15 protein-coding genes are annotated in these 16,377 nt (G+C 61.3%); 5 read left to right on the top strand and 10 right to left on the bottom strand.

The features are described from left to right. Positions 1-36: 36 nt before the first annotated feature. Positions 37-1,230 carry an MFS transporter gene (locus tag CSE6_RS03935; RefSeq protein ID WP_052088925.1) on the top strand — a complete coding sequence of 398 codons (1,194 nt, stop codon included), beginning with the start codon at positions 37-39 and terminating at the stop codon, positions 1,228-1,230. 108 nt (positions 1,231-1,338) lie between these two features. On the opposite strand, the gene CSE6_RS03930 is transcribed toward CSE6_RS03935, so the two are convergent. From CSE6_RS03930 to CSE6_RS03890, 9 genes are all read right to left on the bottom strand, one after another. Then, positions 1,339-1,692, bottom strand: coding sequence for a recombinase family protein (locus CSE6_RS03930; protein ID WP_003064321.1), 354 nt, complete (start codon positions 1,690-1,692; stop codon positions 1,339-1,341). Continuing rightward, positions 1,689-3,116: a short-chain fatty acid transporter gene (locus tag CSE6_RS03925; protein WP_003064320.1), complete on the bottom strand. Its 1,428-nt coding sequence runs from the start codon at positions 3,114-3,116 to the stop codon at positions 1,689-1,691. The genes CSE6_RS03930 and CSE6_RS03925 overlap by 4 nt, the downstream gene beginning before the upstream one ends. Before the next feature lie 234 nt (positions 3,117-3,350). Beyond that, complete coding sequence (moaD, locus tag CSE6_RS03920) at positions 3,351-3,605, bottom strand: molybdopterin converting factor subunit 1 (RefSeq protein ID WP_003064318.1); 255 nt, start codon at positions 3,603-3,605, stop codon at positions 3,351-3,353. Between the two features lie 11 nt (positions 3,606-3,616). Further along, positions 3,617-4,873, bottom strand: coding sequence for a gephyrin-like molybdotransferase Glp (gene glp, locus CSE6_RS03915; RefSeq protein WP_034408642.1), 1,257 nt, complete (start codon positions 4,871-4,873; stop codon positions 3,617-3,619). Between the two features lie 14 nt (positions 4,874-4,887). After that, on the bottom strand, positions 4,888-5,430 hold the full coding sequence (gene mobB, locus CSE6_RS03910; protein WP_034389379.1) for a molybdopterin-guanine dinucleotide biosynthesis protein B: 543 nt from the start codon (positions 5,428-5,430) through the stop codon (positions 4,888-4,890). Positions 5,431-5,559: 129 nt separating this feature from the next. Next, positions 5,560-6,984 carry a threonine synthase gene (gene thrC / locus CSE6_RS03905; protein ID WP_034389378.1) on the bottom strand — a complete coding sequence of 475 codons (1,425 nt, stop codon included), beginning with the start codon at positions 6,982-6,984 and terminating at the stop codon, positions 5,560-5,562. Positions 6,985-7,139: 155 nt separating this feature from the next. Continuing rightward, the gene (locus CSE6_RS03900; RefSeq protein WP_059439929.1) at positions 7,140-8,336 is read right to left on the bottom strand and encodes a hypothetical protein; all 1,197 of its coding nucleotides are present in this window, start codon (positions 8,334-8,336) and stop codon (positions 7,140-7,142) included. A 91-nt stretch (positions 8,337-8,427) separates the two neighbouring features. Continuing rightward, positions 8,428-9,762: a homoserine dehydrogenase gene (locus CSE6_RS03895; RefSeq protein ID WP_003064309.1), complete on the bottom strand. Its 1,335-nt coding sequence runs from the start codon at positions 9,760-9,762 to the stop codon at positions 8,428-8,430. A 68-nt stretch (positions 9,763-9,830) separates the two neighbouring features. Then, positions 9,831-11,120, bottom strand: a complete 1,290-nt coding sequence (locus tag CSE6_RS03890; protein WP_003057902.1) for a pyridoxal phosphate-dependent aminotransferase — start codon at positions 11,118-11,120, stop codon at positions 9,831-9,833. A gap of 166 nt (positions 11,121-11,286) precedes the next feature. Here CSE6_RS03890 and CSE6_RS03885 point away from each other — a divergent pair, with 166 nt between their 5' ends. From CSE6_RS03885 to CSE6_RS03870, 4 genes are all read left to right on the top strand, one after another. Next, a complete protein-coding gene (locus tag CSE6_RS03885; protein WP_003076571.1) occupies positions 11,287-11,655 on the top strand; it encodes an Mth938-like domain-containing protein in 369 nt (122 codons plus the stop codon). 139 nt (positions 11,656-11,794) lie between these two features. Then, the gene (locus tag CSE6_RS03880) at positions 11,795-12,283 is read left to right on the top strand and encodes a peroxiredoxin (protein ID WP_003057908.1); all 489 of its coding nucleotides are present in this window, start codon (positions 11,795-11,797) and stop codon (positions 12,281-12,283) included. 221 nt (positions 12,284-12,504) lie between these two features. Further along, complete coding sequence (locus CSE6_RS03875; protein ID WP_059439928.1) at positions 12,505-14,229, top strand: PhoH family protein; 1,725 nt, start codon at positions 12,505-12,507, stop codon at positions 14,227-14,229. After that, the gene (locus tag CSE6_RS03870) at positions 14,230-14,634 is read left to right on the top strand and encodes a hypothetical protein (RefSeq protein ID WP_059439927.1); all 405 of its coding nucleotides are present in this window, start codon (positions 14,230-14,232) and stop codon (positions 14,632-14,634) included. It begins immediately after the preceding gene. 159 nt (positions 14,635-14,793) lie between these two features. Here the strand turns inward: CSE6_RS03870 and dnaB are convergent, their stop codons facing one another. Then, the gene (dnaB, locus tag CSE6_RS03865) at positions 14,794-16,227 is read right to left on the bottom strand and encodes a replicative DNA helicase (protein ID WP_034359740.1); all 1,434 of its coding nucleotides are present in this window, start codon (positions 16,225-16,227) and stop codon (positions 14,794-14,796) included. Positions 16,228-16,377 lie beyond the last annotated feature (150 nt).

Here is a 16,377-nt window from a genome sequence, read left to right as displayed (position 1 = left end):
AAAATTTGCTTTTATGGTAGCGGAGCCTGCTTTTCCATGCCCACATCCTCTGTATCCCTGACTGCGGTGTCCAGCACCCGCAATATGGCTGCTGTCGCCCTGACCCTGGCCAGCTTTCTGGCGGCATCCAGCGCTCCCACGCCCTTGTATCGCCTCTACCAGCAGGCCTGGGGCTTTTCCTCGGGCATGCTGACCCTGATCTTCGCGGTCTATGCCTTCAGTCTGCTCGTCGCCCTGCTCACCATGGGCGCACTGTCCGATTACCTGGGCCGGCGCCCCGTCATTCTTGCCGCCCTGGGACTGGAGGCGGTCTCCATGCTGATGTTCGCCCATGCACAGGATGCGCAGGCTCTGCTCTGGTCGCGTGTGGTGCAGGGCTTTGCCACCGGTATGGCGAGTGCAGCCCTGGGCGCGGCCCTGCTCGATCTGGACCGTGAACGCGGTGCGCTGATCAATACGCTGTCCCCCATGCTGGGTATGGCAGCCGGCGTGTTCGGCGCCAACCAACTGGCCAGCCACGGTCATGACGGGCTGCACCAGGTCTACTGGTGGCTGCTGCTGGTATTTGCGGCATCGGCCTGGGCCATTGCCGTGATGCCTGAAACCGTCAGCCGCCGCAGCGGGGCTGTGGCCTCCATGCGCCCTCGCATCCGCCTTCCCGCGCATATCCGCCCGGCCTTCCTGCGCATGGCACCACTGGACATCGCTGCCTGGGCGCTGGCGGGCTTTTATCTGTCGCTAGGCCCCACCCTGCTGCGCGTGATCACCGGCTCCACCCTGATGGCAGGCCTGGCCGTGTGCATCAACACCCTGAGCGCCGCAGCGGCCATCTGGCTGCTTCGCCACTGGACGGCCCAGCGCATGCTGCGCTTCGGTGGTTCGGTTCTGCCGCTGGGCATCGTGATTCTTCTGCTGGGCGTGGCCAGCCACAGCCTGACGCTGATGGTGGCAGCCTCCATCATTGCCGGTGCGGGCTTTGGCGTGGGCTTTCAAGGGGCGCTGCGCAGCGTGCTGCCGCTGGCCGAGCCGCATGAACGCGGCGGCCTGCTGTCCACCATCTATGTGCTGAGCTATCTGGCCTTCAGCCTGCCTGCCATCGCCGCAGGCCTGCTGACCCAGAGCCTGGGGCTGGTGCCCACCACCTATGGCTATGGTCTGATGCTGATTGTGCTTGGCTTGCTGGCACTGGCTGCCACAAGGCAGAAAGCGGTCACACGGCATGGCGCATAAACTGTGCGTTGCGGTCTTGCTCTACATTGCCTGACTCATTCGTCCCCGACCTCCATCAAAAAAGCCGTGCAGCAAACGCAGCACGGCTTTTTGATCGGCATGACGGCCTCAGGCCTGGATCGACTCGGCAGCCTTCCAGTCTGCGTAGCGGTTCAGAATGCGCTGCACTTGCCCATGGGTCCACTCACCGCCCTTGGCGGCCGCAATGCCCCGCGCATTGAGTTCGGCCGCCATGGCGCGGTGGGTCAGACCTTGTTGCAGCAATTCGGCGAACAGTGCTTCGTGCTGCCTGGCAAAGGCATCGGCTGCCGATTTACGTTTTTCCACCGTGGCGCGGATATTGGCCGCACCGGCCGTGCCCAGCTTGACTCCGCGCTCACGCGCTTCAGCCAGGGCCTTGCGGGTACGGGCGCTGATCTCTGGGTTCACTTCGGTAGATGGCAAATCGGCGGTTTCGGTCATGGCATTACAGGGGGGATATAGCTCAGGGTCTGACCCAGGAACCATAACAGGAACAGCACCACGGGCGCATGAACCAGCAACTGCACAAAGTTGAAGCCGATCAGATCACGCGCCTTGAGGCCCAGCACGCCCAAGAGCGGCAACATGTAGAAGGGGTTGATCAGGTTGGGCAGCGCCTCGGCCGCGTTGTAGATCTGCACGGCCCAGCCCAGGTGGTACTGCAGATCATTGGCCACTTGCATCACATAAGGTGCTTCCACAATCCACTTGCCACCGCCAGAAGGCAGGAAGAAGCCCAGCACGGCCGAGTAGGTGCCCATCAGCAGTGCATAGGTGTCATGCGTGGCAAAGCTGGTGAAGAAGGTGGAGATATGATGGGCAATGCTGGCACCGCCGTCACCCTTGACGTCCGTCATGATGGCCGCAATCGCACCATACAGAGGGAACTGGATCAACACGCCGGTCGTAGTGGGCACGGCACGTGCCACGGCATCGAGAAAGCTGCGGGGGCGCCAGTGCAACAGCGCACCGGCCATGAGAAATAGCAGGTTGTAGGTGTTCAGCCCAGAGATTGCCTGAATGAAAGGCTTGCTCGAGAACTCCTCCACCATCCAGCCCACGGTCAGCGCCACCAGCAAGATGATGAGGATGGGGCTGTATTCCAGCCATTCGCCGGGGCGGCTGGGCTTTTTGACTTCCTGCACGACTTCTGTGCCCAGGTCGACCTGGCATTGGGCCGCATCACGCGCGGTCTTCTCACCGGGTGCCGTCATGTAAGCCACGACGATGGAGATCACCATCAGCACGCCCAGCATTACGCCGGACTGCCACAGAAAGATCGTCTGCGTGAACGGAATCACGCCGGTAATGGCCAGAATGCCGGGAGGCAGGCTTGCAGGGTTGGCCTGCAGCTGCGCCGCCGAAGACGAAATGCCCAGCGCCCACACGGCACCCAGACCCAGATAGACGGCGGCACCGGCGGCACGGTAGTCCATCTTGATGTCGGTGCGGCGTGCCAGTTCCTTGACCAGCAGACCGCCGAACACCAGGCTCAGCCCCCAGTTCAGCAGCGAGGCGCTCAGCGCCACAAACGCCACCCAGGCCACGGCGCCACGGCCGGTCTTAGGCACACGGGCCAGCGCCTTGATGAGTGCAGATGCGGGCTTGGAGCTGGCCACCACATAACCGCCAATCACCACAAAAGCCATTTGCATGGTGAAGGGGATCAGACTCCAGAAGCCCTTGCCGAAGGCCTTGCTGGTTTCCTGCACCGGCGCACCAATGGCAAACGCTGCCAGCACCACGATGAAGATGCCGACCACGGCAAACACCCAGGAATCCGGGAACCACTTCTCCGCCCAGCTGGCGCAGCGCATGGCAAAGCGCGCAGAGCGGGTCTCCTCCATATTGACGTGAGTTGTCATGAGTAAGTGCTTTCTGTCTTTCTTGTAGAAAGCGCGGATTCTCCAAAATGAATCTCGTCAGATTCACGAAAATACGCCCAGGAAAACCCTAGTAAGCAATCTCACGATCAAGGCTGGCACCTGGAAACAGACAGACAGCAAAAAGGCCTGTGCAAGCGGTTTGCACAGGCCTTCTGTGGACTTCAGGCTTCTTCAGAAACCGTTTTTAGAGGCTCACAAGCGCTCAGAGACTCATCAGCCCCCCGTCACTGGCGGAAAAAATGCCACTTCGTCGCCATTGCTGAGCACGGCATCGGCATCGCAGATATCCTGGTTCAGCGCCATGCGCACAGCCTTGCTGGCAGCCAGCACCTGGGCAGCCGCATCGCTGCGGCTCATCAGTTGCTCGCGCAATGCTCCCACGGTGGCTGCCGGGGTCTGCAGGCTTTCGCTGCCCGTACCCAAGGCTTCCCGGATAGAGGCGAAATATCGAATCGTAACGGTCTTCATCTCCAACTCCATCAGGCCATGAGCTCGGTAAACGGGATAAAGCGCACACTGTCGCCCATGGCAATCGTGGTGCCGGCAGGGTTGTCCACCACGCCGTCGCCCCAAGCCGTGGAAGTCAGCACGCCCGAGCTCTGGTTTCTGAACAGCTCCAGTCCGCCACGCTCGTTGTAGCGCACCCGCAAAAACTCTCTGCGCTTGTCGCCCTTTGGCCAGACGAAATCGGCGCGCGCCTCTATGGCTCGCGGCAGCACATGCTGCACGCCCTGCAGACGCAGCAGGAACGGGCGCACCAGCACCTGGAAGGTGACAAAGCTGGAGACCGGGTTGCCCGGCAGACCGATGAAATGCGCAAAGCCCGTGCCGGACTCGCGATTGACGCGGCCATAGGCAAAAGGCTTGCCAGGCTTGATGTTGATCTGCCAGAGGTCCAGCTGACCCAGCTCCTGCACTGCGGGCTTGATATGGTCTTCCTCGCCCACGGAGACGCCGCCGCTGGTGACGATCACGTCGTGGTCCATGGCGGCATCGGCCAGCGCGGCAATCGTGGCCTCGCGGTCATCGGGAACAATGCCCAGATCCGTCACCTCGCAGCCCATGCGCAGCAGCAATGCACGCAGGAAGAAGCGGTTGCTGTTGTAGATGCTGCCCGCTGGCATGTCCTGCGGTGCCACGGTACCGGGCATGACCAGTTCGTCGCCGGTGGAGAACAGGGCCACACGCGGCTTGCGTGCCACCTGCAGGCTGGCAAAGCCCATGCTGGCTGCAAGACCCAGATGGGCCGGAGTGAGGCGGGTACCGGCTTCGATCACGGTGGCGCCCTGCGTGATGTCTTCGCCCGCGCGGCGAATCCACTGCCCAGCCCTGGGCTGGGCCTTGATGCGCACGCGGCCGTCCTCGAGCAATTCGCAGTCCTCCTGCATGACGATGGCATCGGCCCCGGCCGGCACGGGCGCACCCGTGAAGATCCGGGCGACGGAGCCAGCGGCCAGCGCCTCGGGCGAGGTGCCGGCAGGGATGCGCTGCGACACCGGCAGCACCGCAGCGCCGTCGGCACATTCGGCGATGCGCACCGCATAGCCGTCCATGGCCGAGTTGTCCTGAGGCGGCACTTGCAGCGGCGAGACGGCGGCCTGCAGCAGCACGCGGCCATCGGCATCAAAGGTGTCCACCATCTGTGCGCCGGCCTGGGGCTGGGCATGGGCCAGCAGCTCCTGCAGGGCTTCATCCAGAGGCTTGAGCGGCTTGCGAGGCGTCTGTGGTGCTTGCATTGCTGTGTCTTTCCTTAGTTCTTGTATTGCAGAGAGTCCGAATGAGCCAGCAGCCATTGCAGCACAAGCTGGGGCTGGTTCAGATCCAGCACGGGCTGGACGGGCGCTTGCGGCAGGTCATGGGCAGCGTCGGTGGCCACTGCCAGCACCCGAGGGTCATGCGCAAACAGCGGCTCCAGACTTTTGCCTTTATCCAGCCTGTCCTGCTGCCGCCGCCAGACCTCTATCTTGGGCAGCTCGCCATGCTTGAAGCCTTCGACCAGCACCCAGTCCACGCTGGGATCCAGCTGCGCCAGCATATGGTGCACGCTCAGCTGAGCAGGCTGCTCGTATTCGCGCATCAGCGCCATGCGTCTATCGGACGCGAGCAGCACTTCATAAGCGCCAGCCTTGCGGTGACGCCAGCTGTCCTTGCCCTCGCGATCCACATCAAAGTCATGGTGGGCATGCTTGATGACCGAGACCCTGAGTCCGCGCTGCTTCATCAGCATCACCAGCGCCTCGACCAAGGCGGTCTTGCCCGCGCCCGAATATCCGGCAAAGCCTATGACCTTCATCTTGATTTCAATATATTTTTGATAGCTACCAACACTCTATGGGTAAGCGAAAAATACCAATTTTATCCAAAGAAAAAAAGCACCTGTCGCCAAGCCACAGATGCTTTTCAAGCTTAACGCCGCAGGACTTTATCTGCAGTTTTCGGCGATAAAGGCCTTGACCTTGTCCACGTCGGAGGACATGACGACCACACGCTTGGGCAGATCTTCGATGCCGTTGAACTTGGCGGGACGGTCGGGCTGGCGGCCCAACGCTTCTTCGATAGTCGCCGCAAACTTGATGGGCAGAGCGGTTTCCAGCACCAGCATGGGCTCGGCGCCCAGATGCTCTCGCGCGACCTTCACGCCGTCGGCGGTATGGGTGTCGATCATCTGATCAAAGCGCTCGAAGGTGTCCTTGATGGTGGCCAGACGGTCGGCGTGCGTGCTCTTGCCGCTCACAAAACCGTACTTGCCGGCCGCATCCTTGAAGGCGGGATCTGTGCTCAGATCGAACTTACCGGCCTTGGCCACCCCTTCGGCGAACAGCTGCCTGGTGCGCACGCCGTCGCGTCCCACCAGGTCGAACACAAAGCGCTCGAAATTGCTGGCCTTGGAGATGTCCATCGAGGGGCTCGATGTCTCGTAGGTATTGGCCGAGCCTCGCACCTGGTAGACGCCGGTGCGGAAGAACTCGTCCAGCACATCGTTTTCGTTGGTAGCCACCACCAGCTTGGCAATGGGCAGACCCATCTGGCGCGCCACATGGCCCGCGCAGATATTGCCGAAGTTGCCCGAAGGCACGGTGAAGCTCACCTTCTGATCATTGGAGCGGGTGGCTTGCAGATAACCGGCAAAGTAGTAGACCACCTGGGCCAGCAGACGTGCCCAGTTGATGGAGTTGACGGTACCGATCTTGTACTGGGCCTTGAAGGCGTGGTCGTTGGAGACGGCCTTGACGATGTCCTGGCAGTCGTCGAACACGCCTTCGATGGCGATGTTGTGGATGTTCTCGTCCTGCAGGCTGAACATCTGCGCCTGCTGGAAGGGGCTCATGCGACCGTGGGGGCTGGTCATGAAGACGCGCACGCCCTTTTTGCCGCGCATGGCGTATTCGGCCGCACTACCGGTGTCCCCGCTGGTGGCGCCAAGGATATTCAGTTCCTCGTTGCGGCGGGCCAGTTCGTACTCGAACAGATTGCCCAGCAGCTGCATGGCCATGTCCTTGAAGGCCAGCGTGGGGCCGTTGGACAGGGCTTCGATGTGCAGCACGCCGTCCAGTTGACGCACGGGCACGATGGCGTCGCTGCCAAAAACTTCCCTGGTATAGGTCTTGGCACACAGGGCGCGCAGATCTTCGGCCGGAATGTCGTCGATATAGAGCGACAGAATCTCGAAGGCCAGGGCCGCATAGCCCTTGTTGGCCAGCGTCTCGCGCAGCTGGCTCAGCTTGGCATCGTCGATCTGGGGGTACTCGACGGGCAGGTACAGGCCGCCATCGGGAGCCAGGCCTTCGAGCAAAATGTCGCAAAAACGCTTGCGGTCAGCATGGCCGCGGGTGGACAGATACAGCATCTCAAACTCGCCAAAAACTAAAATTCGGAACGGACAGCCAAACGGACAGAAGTCATGCCGCCAAGCCGACCATTATCGGTCAGCAAGCCCGATTTGACTGTGCGCGAATGCAGAGACCGGCCAACGCCATTGCCTCATATCGTGCCGGAAGGGGCTCAGGGCTGGAAATAGCGTTGCGCCCCCGGCTTGATATAGGCCTTCAGCTCCTTGAACGGGACACTGACGCCGCTGCCAAGGCACACACCCATGGCATGGCCTATGCCTGAAATCACAAAGCTCATCTTGTCGGGCTTGTCGAACATCAGCGCCATGTACTGGGGCAGCAGCTCGGTGCACTCCTTGTCATCCTCGGAATGCCGGTTCACGGCCTTGCTCAGAAAACGCGACAGCCGATCACCATACTCCAGCTTGTACTCGCCATATTTCACGTCCTTGAGCAGGCGGGTGAAGTCCATATAGCCGCCCCGCAGCAAGTCCAGCACAAAGGGGTCGTAATGATTGTTGGGGTGCGCGCCACCGCAACCGGTTGAACCGGACTCCACCACACTCATCAAGGCACTTGAGAGGTAGGTCACCTTGATCGACTCGTTATTGAAGTCCCCCAGTGAGCCTGCCGCCGGGCCAGCGTTCTGGTAGATCGAGCCCACACAGGCCAGCGCTTCCAGACTCATGCCCCAGTGGCGCTGCTCCAGAACGGTATTGGTCTGCGCCAGAATTTTGCTATCCGGGTGACGCGTGAGGCGCGGATACCAGAACTTGGTACGCGCATCGCGCACCGGCCTCCAGGCCAGCGTGGGGCTGACCACCACTTCCTTGCCCTGCTCCAGCTTTTGCTCGGCCACTTTCAGGTAGTCGTAGGGCGTGGCCTGTGCCGAGATGGCAACGCCCGATGCAATACCGCTGCCCGCACCTTGCACAATCGCCAACGTCACGGCCTCCACACCGAATGGCGCTATCTTTTCAGGGTCGTACTGCGCAATATGGGTAAGGGCTAGCGGCAGTTTTTTGCCGTGAATATCATCCACCCATTCACCTGCCAAAGCACTGCCTTGCTGGCGCAGTTGCCAAACGATGCGGCGCTGTTGGGAGTCGGTCAACACGGGAGGCTCGCCACCGCTTTCACGCGCCCAGTCGTTATTCAAAGGACGTGCCTCAGACAGCGCATTCAGCGAGCCCCGGAGTGGAATATCCACTCCATGCCGCAGATAGAAATAGCGCCCCTGGCGTTCACCACCCTCACCCGGCTTGCCCAGCTCCATCACCACCGCCGAGCCGCCCAGCGTGCCACGATAGACATCGACGGGCGCCGCTTGCACACCCGCCGCCACCAAAAACAAAAAGGCTGGCGCCATGGGACGCCAGCCTTTGAAGGAGTTTGCAATACCGACACCGCACTGAACAGGGAATAAACCGGTTTGAGTGCGACGGTACATGCTCAAGTCCTTAGTTCAGCTCTTCCTTGCGGATGCGGGTGATGGGAGCCAGCACCGTGGGCAGCCCCTGGATTTCGGCCAGGGCCTTGTCCATATCCCCTTCGCGCGTGTCGTGCGTGAGAATGATCAGGTCGGTCTGGGTCGAGCCTTCGCCGCCCACTTCGTCGGCCTCGCGCTGCAGCACGGCGTCGATGCTGATGCCGGCACCCGCCAGCAGGCCGGTGATCTTGGCCAGCACTCCGGCTTCGTCGGCCACGCGGATGCGCAGGTAGTAGCTGGTCACGACCTCGGCCATGGGCAGCACGGGCAGCTCGCTGCCAGCGGCAGCCAGGCTGCTGCTCTGGAAGGCCAGGGCTGGCACGCGGTGGGCAGGATCGGAGCCGTCCATGCGTGCGATATCCACCAGGTCGGCCACCACGGCGGAAGCGGTGGGCTCGGACCCGGCGCCCTTGCCGTAGTACAGCGTGGTGCCCACGGCATCGCCGTTCACCACCACGGCGTTCATCGCGCCTTCCACATTGGCGATCAGACGCTTGGAAGGCACCAGCGAGGGGTGCACGCGCAGCTCGATACCCTTGTCCGTGCGCTTGGTGATGCCCAGCAGCTTGATGCGGTAGCCCAGTTGCTCGGCGTAGCGGATATCGGCACCGGCCAGCTTGGTGATGCCTTCCACATAGGCCTTGTCGAACTGCACGGGAATGCCGAAGGCAATCGCGCTCATCAGCGTGGCCTTGTGGGCCGCATCCACACCCTCGATGTCGAAGGTGGGATCGGCTTCGGCATAGCCCAGACGCTGCGCTTCCTTGAGCACCACGTCGAAGTCCAGGCCCTTGTCGCGCATTTCGGACAGGATGAAGTTGGTCGTGCCGTTGATGATGCCGGCCACCCACTGGATGGAGTTGGCGGTCAGGCCTTCGCGCAAGGCCTTGATGATGGGAATGCCACCGGCCACGGCAGCTTCATAAGCCACCATCACGCCCTTCTCGGCCGCAGCCTTGAAGATTTCCGTGCCGTGCACTGCCAGCAGGGCCTTGTTGGCGGTCACCACATGCTTGCCGGCCGCGATGGCTTCCAGCACCAGGGCCTTGGCAATGCCGTAGCCGCCGATCAGCTCGACCACCACATCGATATCGGGGTTGGCGATGACTTCACGTGCGTCGCCGACCACCTTGACCTTGTCACCCACCACGCTCTTGGCGCGTTCGGTATCCAAGTCGGCGACCATGGTAATTTCAATGCCGCGACCCGCACGACGGCGAATCTCGTCTTGATTGCGTTCCAGCACATTGAAAGTACCGCTGCCTACGGTGCCAATGCCCAACAGGCCTACTTGGATGGGTTTCATAAGTTCTAAGGTCAAAAAAGCGCTGAAGCGCTTGAAAATCAAGCGCCACCAGCTATCAAAAAGATGAGTTACGCGGCTTTCTCAGCCTTGGCAGGCTTGAGTGCCTTTTCTGCCGGCACTGCCTTGGGCTTGTCCGTGCCATGGCGCTTGCGATACTTCTCGAGGAAGGCTGCCAGCCGGTTGATGGCCTCGCGCAGATCGGCCTCATGCGGCAGGAACACGATGCGGAAGTGATCAGGCTCGGGCCAGTTGAAGCCCGTGCCTTGCACCAGCATGACCTTGGTTTCCTGGAGCACTTCGAGGAAGAATTCCTGGTCGTCCTGGATGGGATAGACGGCGGGATCGAGGCGCGGGAACATGTACAGTGCGCCTTGGGGCTTGACGCAGCTCACGCCGGGAATGGCGTTGATCAGCTCCCAGGCCAGATCGCGCTGCACGCGTAGGCGACCGCCCTCCTGCACCAGGGCGTCGATGCTCTGGTGGCCGCCCAGTGCCGTCTGCACCGCCCATTGGCCTGGCACATTGGCGCACAGGCGCATGTTGGAGAGCATGTTCAGGCCCTCGATGTAATCCTTGGCGGGCTTTTTGTCGCCCGAGATCACCATCCAGCCAGCACGGTAGCCGCAGGAGCGGTAGGCCTTGGAGAGGGAATTGAAGGTGATGGTCAGCACATCGATGGACAGGCTGCCCAGCGGCGTGTGCTTGGCATCCTCGTACAGCACCTTGTCGTAGACCTCGTCCGCGAAGATGACCAGGCCATGCTCGCGCGCCAGCTCCACGATCTGCAGCAGCAGCTCCCTGGAGTACAGCGCACCCGTGGGATTGTTGGGGTTGATGACGACGATGCCCTTGGTGCGCGGCGTGATCTTGGCGCGGATGTCATCCATATTGGGCATCCAGCCATTGGACTCGTCGCACATGTAATGCACGGGCGTGCCGCCGGACAGGCTGGTGGCAGCCGTCCACAGCGGATAGTCGGGCGCAGGCAGCAGCATCTCGTCGCCGTTGTCCAGCAGCGCGTTGGTGGCCAGGCTGATCAGCTCCGAAGCACCGTTGCCCAGATAGATGTCGTCCAGCGTCACGCCCTTGATGCCCTGGCGCTGGGTTTCATGCATCACGGCCTTGCGCGCCGCGAAGATGCCCTTGCTGTCGGAGTAGCCTGCCGAGTTGGGCAGGTTGCGGATCATGTCCTGCTGCACTTCCTCGGGAGCATCGAAGCCGAACACGGCCAGATTGCCGATATTGAGCTTGATGATCTTCTGGCCGTCGTCCTCCATCTTCTTCGCCGCGTCCATGATCGGCCCGCGGATGTCGTAACAGACGTTTGCTAACTTGGCGGATTTTTGAACGGTTTTCATGCGAATCAATGCAAAAGGATTTCAGGCACGCCAGGGCGCATTAAACGCCATGGTGAAACCTATAATTTAAGCACAGTTCCGCGCTGCAGCAATGTCCCCACCCTCTCTGTATGGAGACAGCAGCCATCGCCCCCGTCCAGCGCGCCGATTGCGCACACTCTCCATCATGAAATTTCAGGCAGACAAATCCGATGCGCAAACCATCACCGGCTATGGCCCGGGCTGGATCGCGGTTGACAAGCAAAACCACGAAACCAGTCTGCTGGTCGGGGCCCGCGGCCTGCTGACCGAGTGGAACTGCACCCGCTTCGAAGACCTGACGGCCGAGCATTTCGAGGAACTCGCCAAGCTGGATGCGGAAGTCGTCCTCTTTGGCAGCGGCAGCAAGAACCGCTTTCCACCCGTGGCCTGGCTCAAGCCGCTGATCGCCAAACGCATTGGACTGGAGAGCATGGACACCGCCTCGGCCTGCCGTACCTATAACGTTCTGGCCAGCGAAGGCCGCAACGTGGTCGCAGCCCTGCTGCTAGCATAGACTTCTGAGCTTACATTGAGAGAAATACGTATTTCAGGGTAAAATCGCAGGTTGCGGTTGGGGGCGATCGATTGATAAAAACAAAAATACCACCGACGCCCTCGGCATTTCAACGAACACACCCGAGAGATACAAGCGCATGGCGATCGTTGTCAACAAACCACTCCCAGAATTTGAAGCCAACGCCACCGGCGGCGTCAAGGTGTCCAACACCTCGCACAACGGCCAGATTCTGATCCTGTATTTCTACCCCAAGGACAACACGCCGGGTTGTACCACGGAAGCAATGCAATTCCGCGATAAGTACAAGGATTTCGTGAAGGCTGGCGCCACCGTGTTCGGTGTGTCGCGCGACAACATGAACTCGCACAACGACTTCAAGGAAAAGCTGGAACTGCCGTTCGAGCTGATTGCCGACACCGAAGAAAAGATGTGCCACATGTTTGGCGTGGTCAAGAACAAGATTATGTACGGCAAGAAGGTCAAGGGCATCGAGCGCTCCACCTTCCTGATCGGCGCCGACGGCATCCTGATGCAGGAATGGCGCGGCCTCAAGGTTCCCGGCCATGTGGACGAAGTTCTCAAGGCCGTCAAAAGCCTCAAGACCCAAGACAAGAAGGTGGCCTGAGCCCCGCCCGGGACTGAAAACCTTGCAATCATCTACACGCAAAGTATTTCAAAGTCTTTAAACAAGGCAAAACAGGAAATACTGCTTCAGGCCCTCGGAGCCTATGCATAATGGGGCATGCCTCAGTGCTACGCAGTATTCTCTGTTCACCCCACCAAAGCCGCCTCGGTTTCCAGGCGGCTTTGTGCTTTTTGAATCTTGTTGAGAACGGTTCGTCCACTATGCCCCTGCCCCCCGCACCCGGCCACCGCGCCGCAAAGCTTTCCGCAGAAGCCTTTTCGTCCATCCGCAAGACTGCCAAGCAGACTGCAGAACTTGACGAGGATCTGAACCCCTCCGACGGAGCCGCCCTGAATGCGGCTCCAGAGACCGCGCCCGCGGTCACCAAGCCGCGCCGCAGCACCAGCAAGCCCAACGCAACCGCCAAGCCGCGCAAGACCGCCACAACGGCTGGCGCAGCGCCGACGACAGCAGCACCAGCTGCCGCAGTACCTGCAAAACCCGCCGACGCAGCTGCCAAGCCTGCCCGCCGCGCCCGCAATACGCGCACCGGCCCGACCACGCTGTTCGTGCTGGACACCAATGTGCTGCTGCACGACCCCAGCAGCCTGTTCCGCTTTGAAGAGCACGACATCTTCCTGCCCATGGTGGTACTGGAAGAACTGGACAACCACAAAAAGGGCATGACCGAAGTGGCGCGCAACGGCCGCCAGGTCAGCCGCACCCTGGACTCCTTGGTTGCCTCCCAGCCCGCCGACGGTCTGGAAAAAGGTCTGCCGCTCAATGCCACGGGTCAGCGCAGCGCCACCGGCACACTGTACTTCCAGACCAACCCTCTGGATGCATCCCTGCCCGAGAGCCTGCCACAGGGCAAGGCCGACAACCAGATTCTGGGTGTGGTCGCAGCCCTGCGCGAGCAGCACAAGGATCGCGAAGTCGTGCTGGTGTCCAAGGACATCAATATGCGCGTCAAGGCGCGCGCCCTGGGCCTAGCCGCCGAGGACTACCAGAACGACAAGGTGCTGGAAGACGGCGATCTGCTGTACTCGGGCGCACTGGCCCTGCCCCACGACTTCTGGGCCAAGGCCGGCAAGAATGTGGAGAGCTGGCAGGAAGGTGCCATCACCTACTACCGCGTCAGCGGCGCCATCGTCGACCAGTTGATGATCAACCAGTTCGTCTACTACGAAGCACCAGGCGAGCCCAGCCTCTACATGCGCGTGACCGAAATCCGCGACAAGACGGCCGTGCTCAAGACGCTGCGCGACTTCGGCAATCCCAAGAATGCCGTCTGGGGCGTGTCCACACGCAATCGCGAGCAGAACTTCGCCATGAACCTGCTGGTCAACCCCGAAGTGGACTTTGTCACACTGACAGGCACGGCAGGTACCGGCAAGACCCTGCTGGCCCTGGCCGCCGGCCTGGCCCAGGTACTGGACGAGCGCCGCTACACCGAGATCATCATGACCCGCGCCACGGTGAGCGTGGGCGAGGACATCGGCTTCCTGCCCGGCACGGAAGAGGAAAAAATGGGCCCCTGGATGGGCGCCCTGGATGACAACCTGGAGTTCCTGGCCAAGGGCGACGGCGGCAATGCCGGCGAGTGGGGGCGCGCCGCCACCAACGAGCTGATCCGCAGCCGCATCAAGATCAAGAGCATGAACTTCATGCGCGGTCGCACCTTTCTGAACAAATACGTCATCATCGACGAGGCCCAGAACCTGACGCCCAAGCAGATGAAGACCCTGATCACCCGTGCCGGCCCCGGCACCAAGATCATCTGCATGGGCAATCTGGCCCAGATCGACACGCCCTACCTGACAGAAGGCAGCTCGGGCCTGACCTATGTGGTGGACCGCTTCAAGGGTTGGCCCCATAGCGGCCACATCACCCTGGCGCGCGGCGAACGCTCGCGCCTGGCGGACTTCGCCAGCGAGGTGCTGTAAGTGGCGAGCTGGATCGCTGCATTCAAGCTCGTGCCCTGGGGCGAGGTCATCAAGGCCACGCCTCAGGTGGTGAAGGCCGCCCAGGGCATGCTCAAGAAGAAAGAAGCCCAGGCCGAGGCGCGCGAGCAGGACGCCAGCGCGCAAAGCGCTGCGCAGCGCATCTCGCCACCGGCCTCCGCCGGCGAGCAGGCGCTGCTGCTGATCCAGCAGCAGGAGGAGCGCATCGCCCAGCTCGAGCAATCGCAGCGCCAGTCGCTGGAGATCATCGAGAAGCTGGCCCAGCAAAATGCCCAGATCGTCGCAACCGTGGGCGCGCTGCGCATAGGCGCACAGCGCCTGGCCTGGGCCTGCGGAGTGCTGGGACTGTGCGTGATCGGTCTTGGCGTCTACCTGTTCAGCCGCTAACCCCGCACAGTTGCTCAAAAAACAAAGCCCGCAAGGTCTGTGCCTTGCGGGCTTTTCTTATGTCTTTCAATTTGATAGCTTGCAGCGCTTGATATTCATAGCTTTCATATTCATAGAGTTATGAAATCCACACCCAACAAGCCTTAGCAGCTATGATTTTTAGTATTCGTCCGTGCCGTAGCCCTGCGCCAGGTTCTCGAAACGCGTCTGGTTCTTCTGGAAGAAGAGCTTCACCGTCCCCGTCGGCCCGTTACGCTGCTTGCCGATGATGACCTCGGCAATATTGGGCTCCTTACTCTCTTTGTTGTAGTAGTCGTCGCGGTAGATGAACATGATGATGTCCGCGTCCTGCTCGATGGCGCCCGATTCGCGCAGGTCGGACATCATGGGGCGCTTGTCGGTACGCTGCTCCACCGAGCGGTTGAGCTGGGACAGCGCAATCACCGGGCATTGCAGCTCCTTGGCCAGCATCTTCAAACCCCGCGAGATTTCGCCCAGCTCGGTGGCACGGTTGTCGGAACTGGCGGCAGATCCCGAGCCGCTCATCAGTTGCAGGTAGTCAACCACGATCAGGCCCAGCTTGCCGCACTGGCGCGCCAGACGACGCGCATTGGCACGCAACTCGGTTGGAGACAGGCCCGGCGTTTCGTCGATATGCAGCGACACGGTGCGCAAGCGCTCGATGGCCTCGGTCAGACGCGGCCACTCGTCGTCGCTGAGCTTGCCGGTACGCAGATTGCCCTGATTGACGCGGCCGATGGAGCCGACGATACGAACCGCCAGCTGGGCCGCGCCCATTTCCATGGAGAAGATGGCGACCGGCAAGCCTTCATTGAGCGCCACATGCTCGGCAATATTCACGGCAAACGAGGTCTTGCCCATGGAGGGACGCGCCGCCAGCACCACCATGTCGCCGGCCTGCAGGCCCGATGTCATGCGATCCAGATCGACAAAGCCCGTGGGCACGCCGGTCACATCCATGGGGTTGTCGGCCATCTCCTGGACCCGGTCCAGCAGGTCCACCACCAGCGAATCCAGCGACTGGAAGCCCTGCTTGTTACGCGCCCCCTCCTCGCCAATCGCCATGATCTTCTGCTCGGCTTCGTCGAGGATGCGCTCCACGGTCTTGCCCTGCGGATTGAAGGCATTGGTCGCGATGTCGTCGCTGGCCGTGACCAGCTTGCGCAAGATGGCGCGCTCGCGCACGATTTCCGCATAGCGGCGGATATTGCTGGCACTGGGCACATACTGCGCCAGCTGGTTCAGGTACATCAGGCCGCCGATTTCCTCGGCCTTGCCCATGCCCTGCAGATGCTCATAAACCGTGATCACGTCAGCCGGCTTGCTGGCATTGATCAGCTTGCCGATGGCTTCGTAGATCAGCTTGTGCTCGTGCCGGTAGAAGTCGCCGTCGCCAAGCAGATCACCAACGCGCTCCCAGGCATTGTTGTCCAGCAGCAGACCGCCGAGCACCGAAGATTCCGACTCCATGGAGTGCGGCGGCACACGCAGTTGCGCCACCTGCTGATCGGCAGTGGGAACCGGGGCGAATGCATCATCTTGCAGATCAAGCGGGGGCATTACTGACGACATGAGACTCCTAGAGACAAGTCCTCCATCGTAGCGGGAGGCGGTGGCGACGTCACGGCGGGTGACGATAAAAACGCTGGCGAGACAAACAATTACCAGAAAACAAAAAACCGCCCGAAGGCGGCTTTTTGCCAATTCAGAACAGAGCCTGAA

This window comes from Comamonas sp. E6 (assembly GCF_001010305.1).
GTDB classification, from domain to species: Bacteria; Pseudomonadota; Gammaproteobacteria; order Burkholderiales; family Burkholderiaceae_C; genus Comamonas; species Comamonas thiooxydans.
Note: the sequence above shows the minus strand (reverse complement) of the source record. Positions and strands in the feature narration are given on the sequence as shown.

Coding starts and splice junctions, on each gene's coding strand:
- CSE6_RS03935 (WP_052088925.1), top strand. CDS start 37: ATGCCCACATCCTCTGTATCCCTGACTGCGGTGTCCAGCACCCGCAAT.
- CSE6_RS03930 (WP_003064321.1), bottom strand. CDS start 1,692: ATGACCGAAACCGCCGATTTGCCATCTACCGAAGTGAACCCAGAGATC.
- CSE6_RS03925 (WP_003064320.1), bottom strand. CDS start 3,116: ATGACAACTCACGTCAATATGGAGGAGACCCGCTCTGCGCGCTTTGCC.
- moaD (WP_003064318.1), bottom strand. CDS start 3,605: ATGAAGACCGTTACGATTCGATATTTCGCCTCTATCCGGGAAGCCTTG.
- glp (WP_034408642.1), bottom strand. CDS start 4,873: ATGCAAGCACCACAGACGCCTCGCAAGCCGCTCAAGCCTCTGGATGAA.
- mobB (WP_034389379.1), bottom strand. CDS start 5,430: ATGAAGGTCATAGGCTTTGCCGGATATTCGGGCGCGGGCAAGACCGCC.
- thrC (WP_034389378.1), bottom strand. CDS start 6,984: ATGCTGTATCTGTCCACCCGCGGCCATGCTGACCGCAAGCGTTTTTGC.
- CSE6_RS03900 (WP_059439929.1), bottom strand. CDS start 8,336: ATGGCGCCAGCCTTTTTGTTTTTGGTGGCGGCGGGTGTGCAAGCGGCG.
- CSE6_RS03895 (WP_003064309.1), bottom strand. CDS start 9,762: ATGAAACCCATCCAAGTAGGCCTGTTGGGCATTGGCACCGTAGGCAGC.
- CSE6_RS03890 (WP_003057902.1), bottom strand. CDS start 11,120: ATGAAAACCGTTCAAAAATCCGCCAAGTTAGCAAACGTCTGTTACGAC.
- CSE6_RS03885 (WP_003076571.1), top strand. CDS start 11,287: ATGAAATTTCAGGCAGACAAATCCGATGCGCAAACCATCACCGGCTAT.
- CSE6_RS03880 (WP_003057908.1), top strand. CDS start 11,795: ATGGCGATCGTTGTCAACAAACCACTCCCAGAATTTGAAGCCAACGCC.
- CSE6_RS03875 (WP_059439928.1), top strand. CDS start 12,505: ATGCCCCTGCCCCCCGCACCCGGCCACCGCGCCGCAAAGCTTTCCGCA.
- dnaB (WP_034359740.1), bottom strand. CDS start 16,227: ATGTCGTCAGTAATGCCCCCGCTTGATCTGCAAGATGATGCATTCGCC.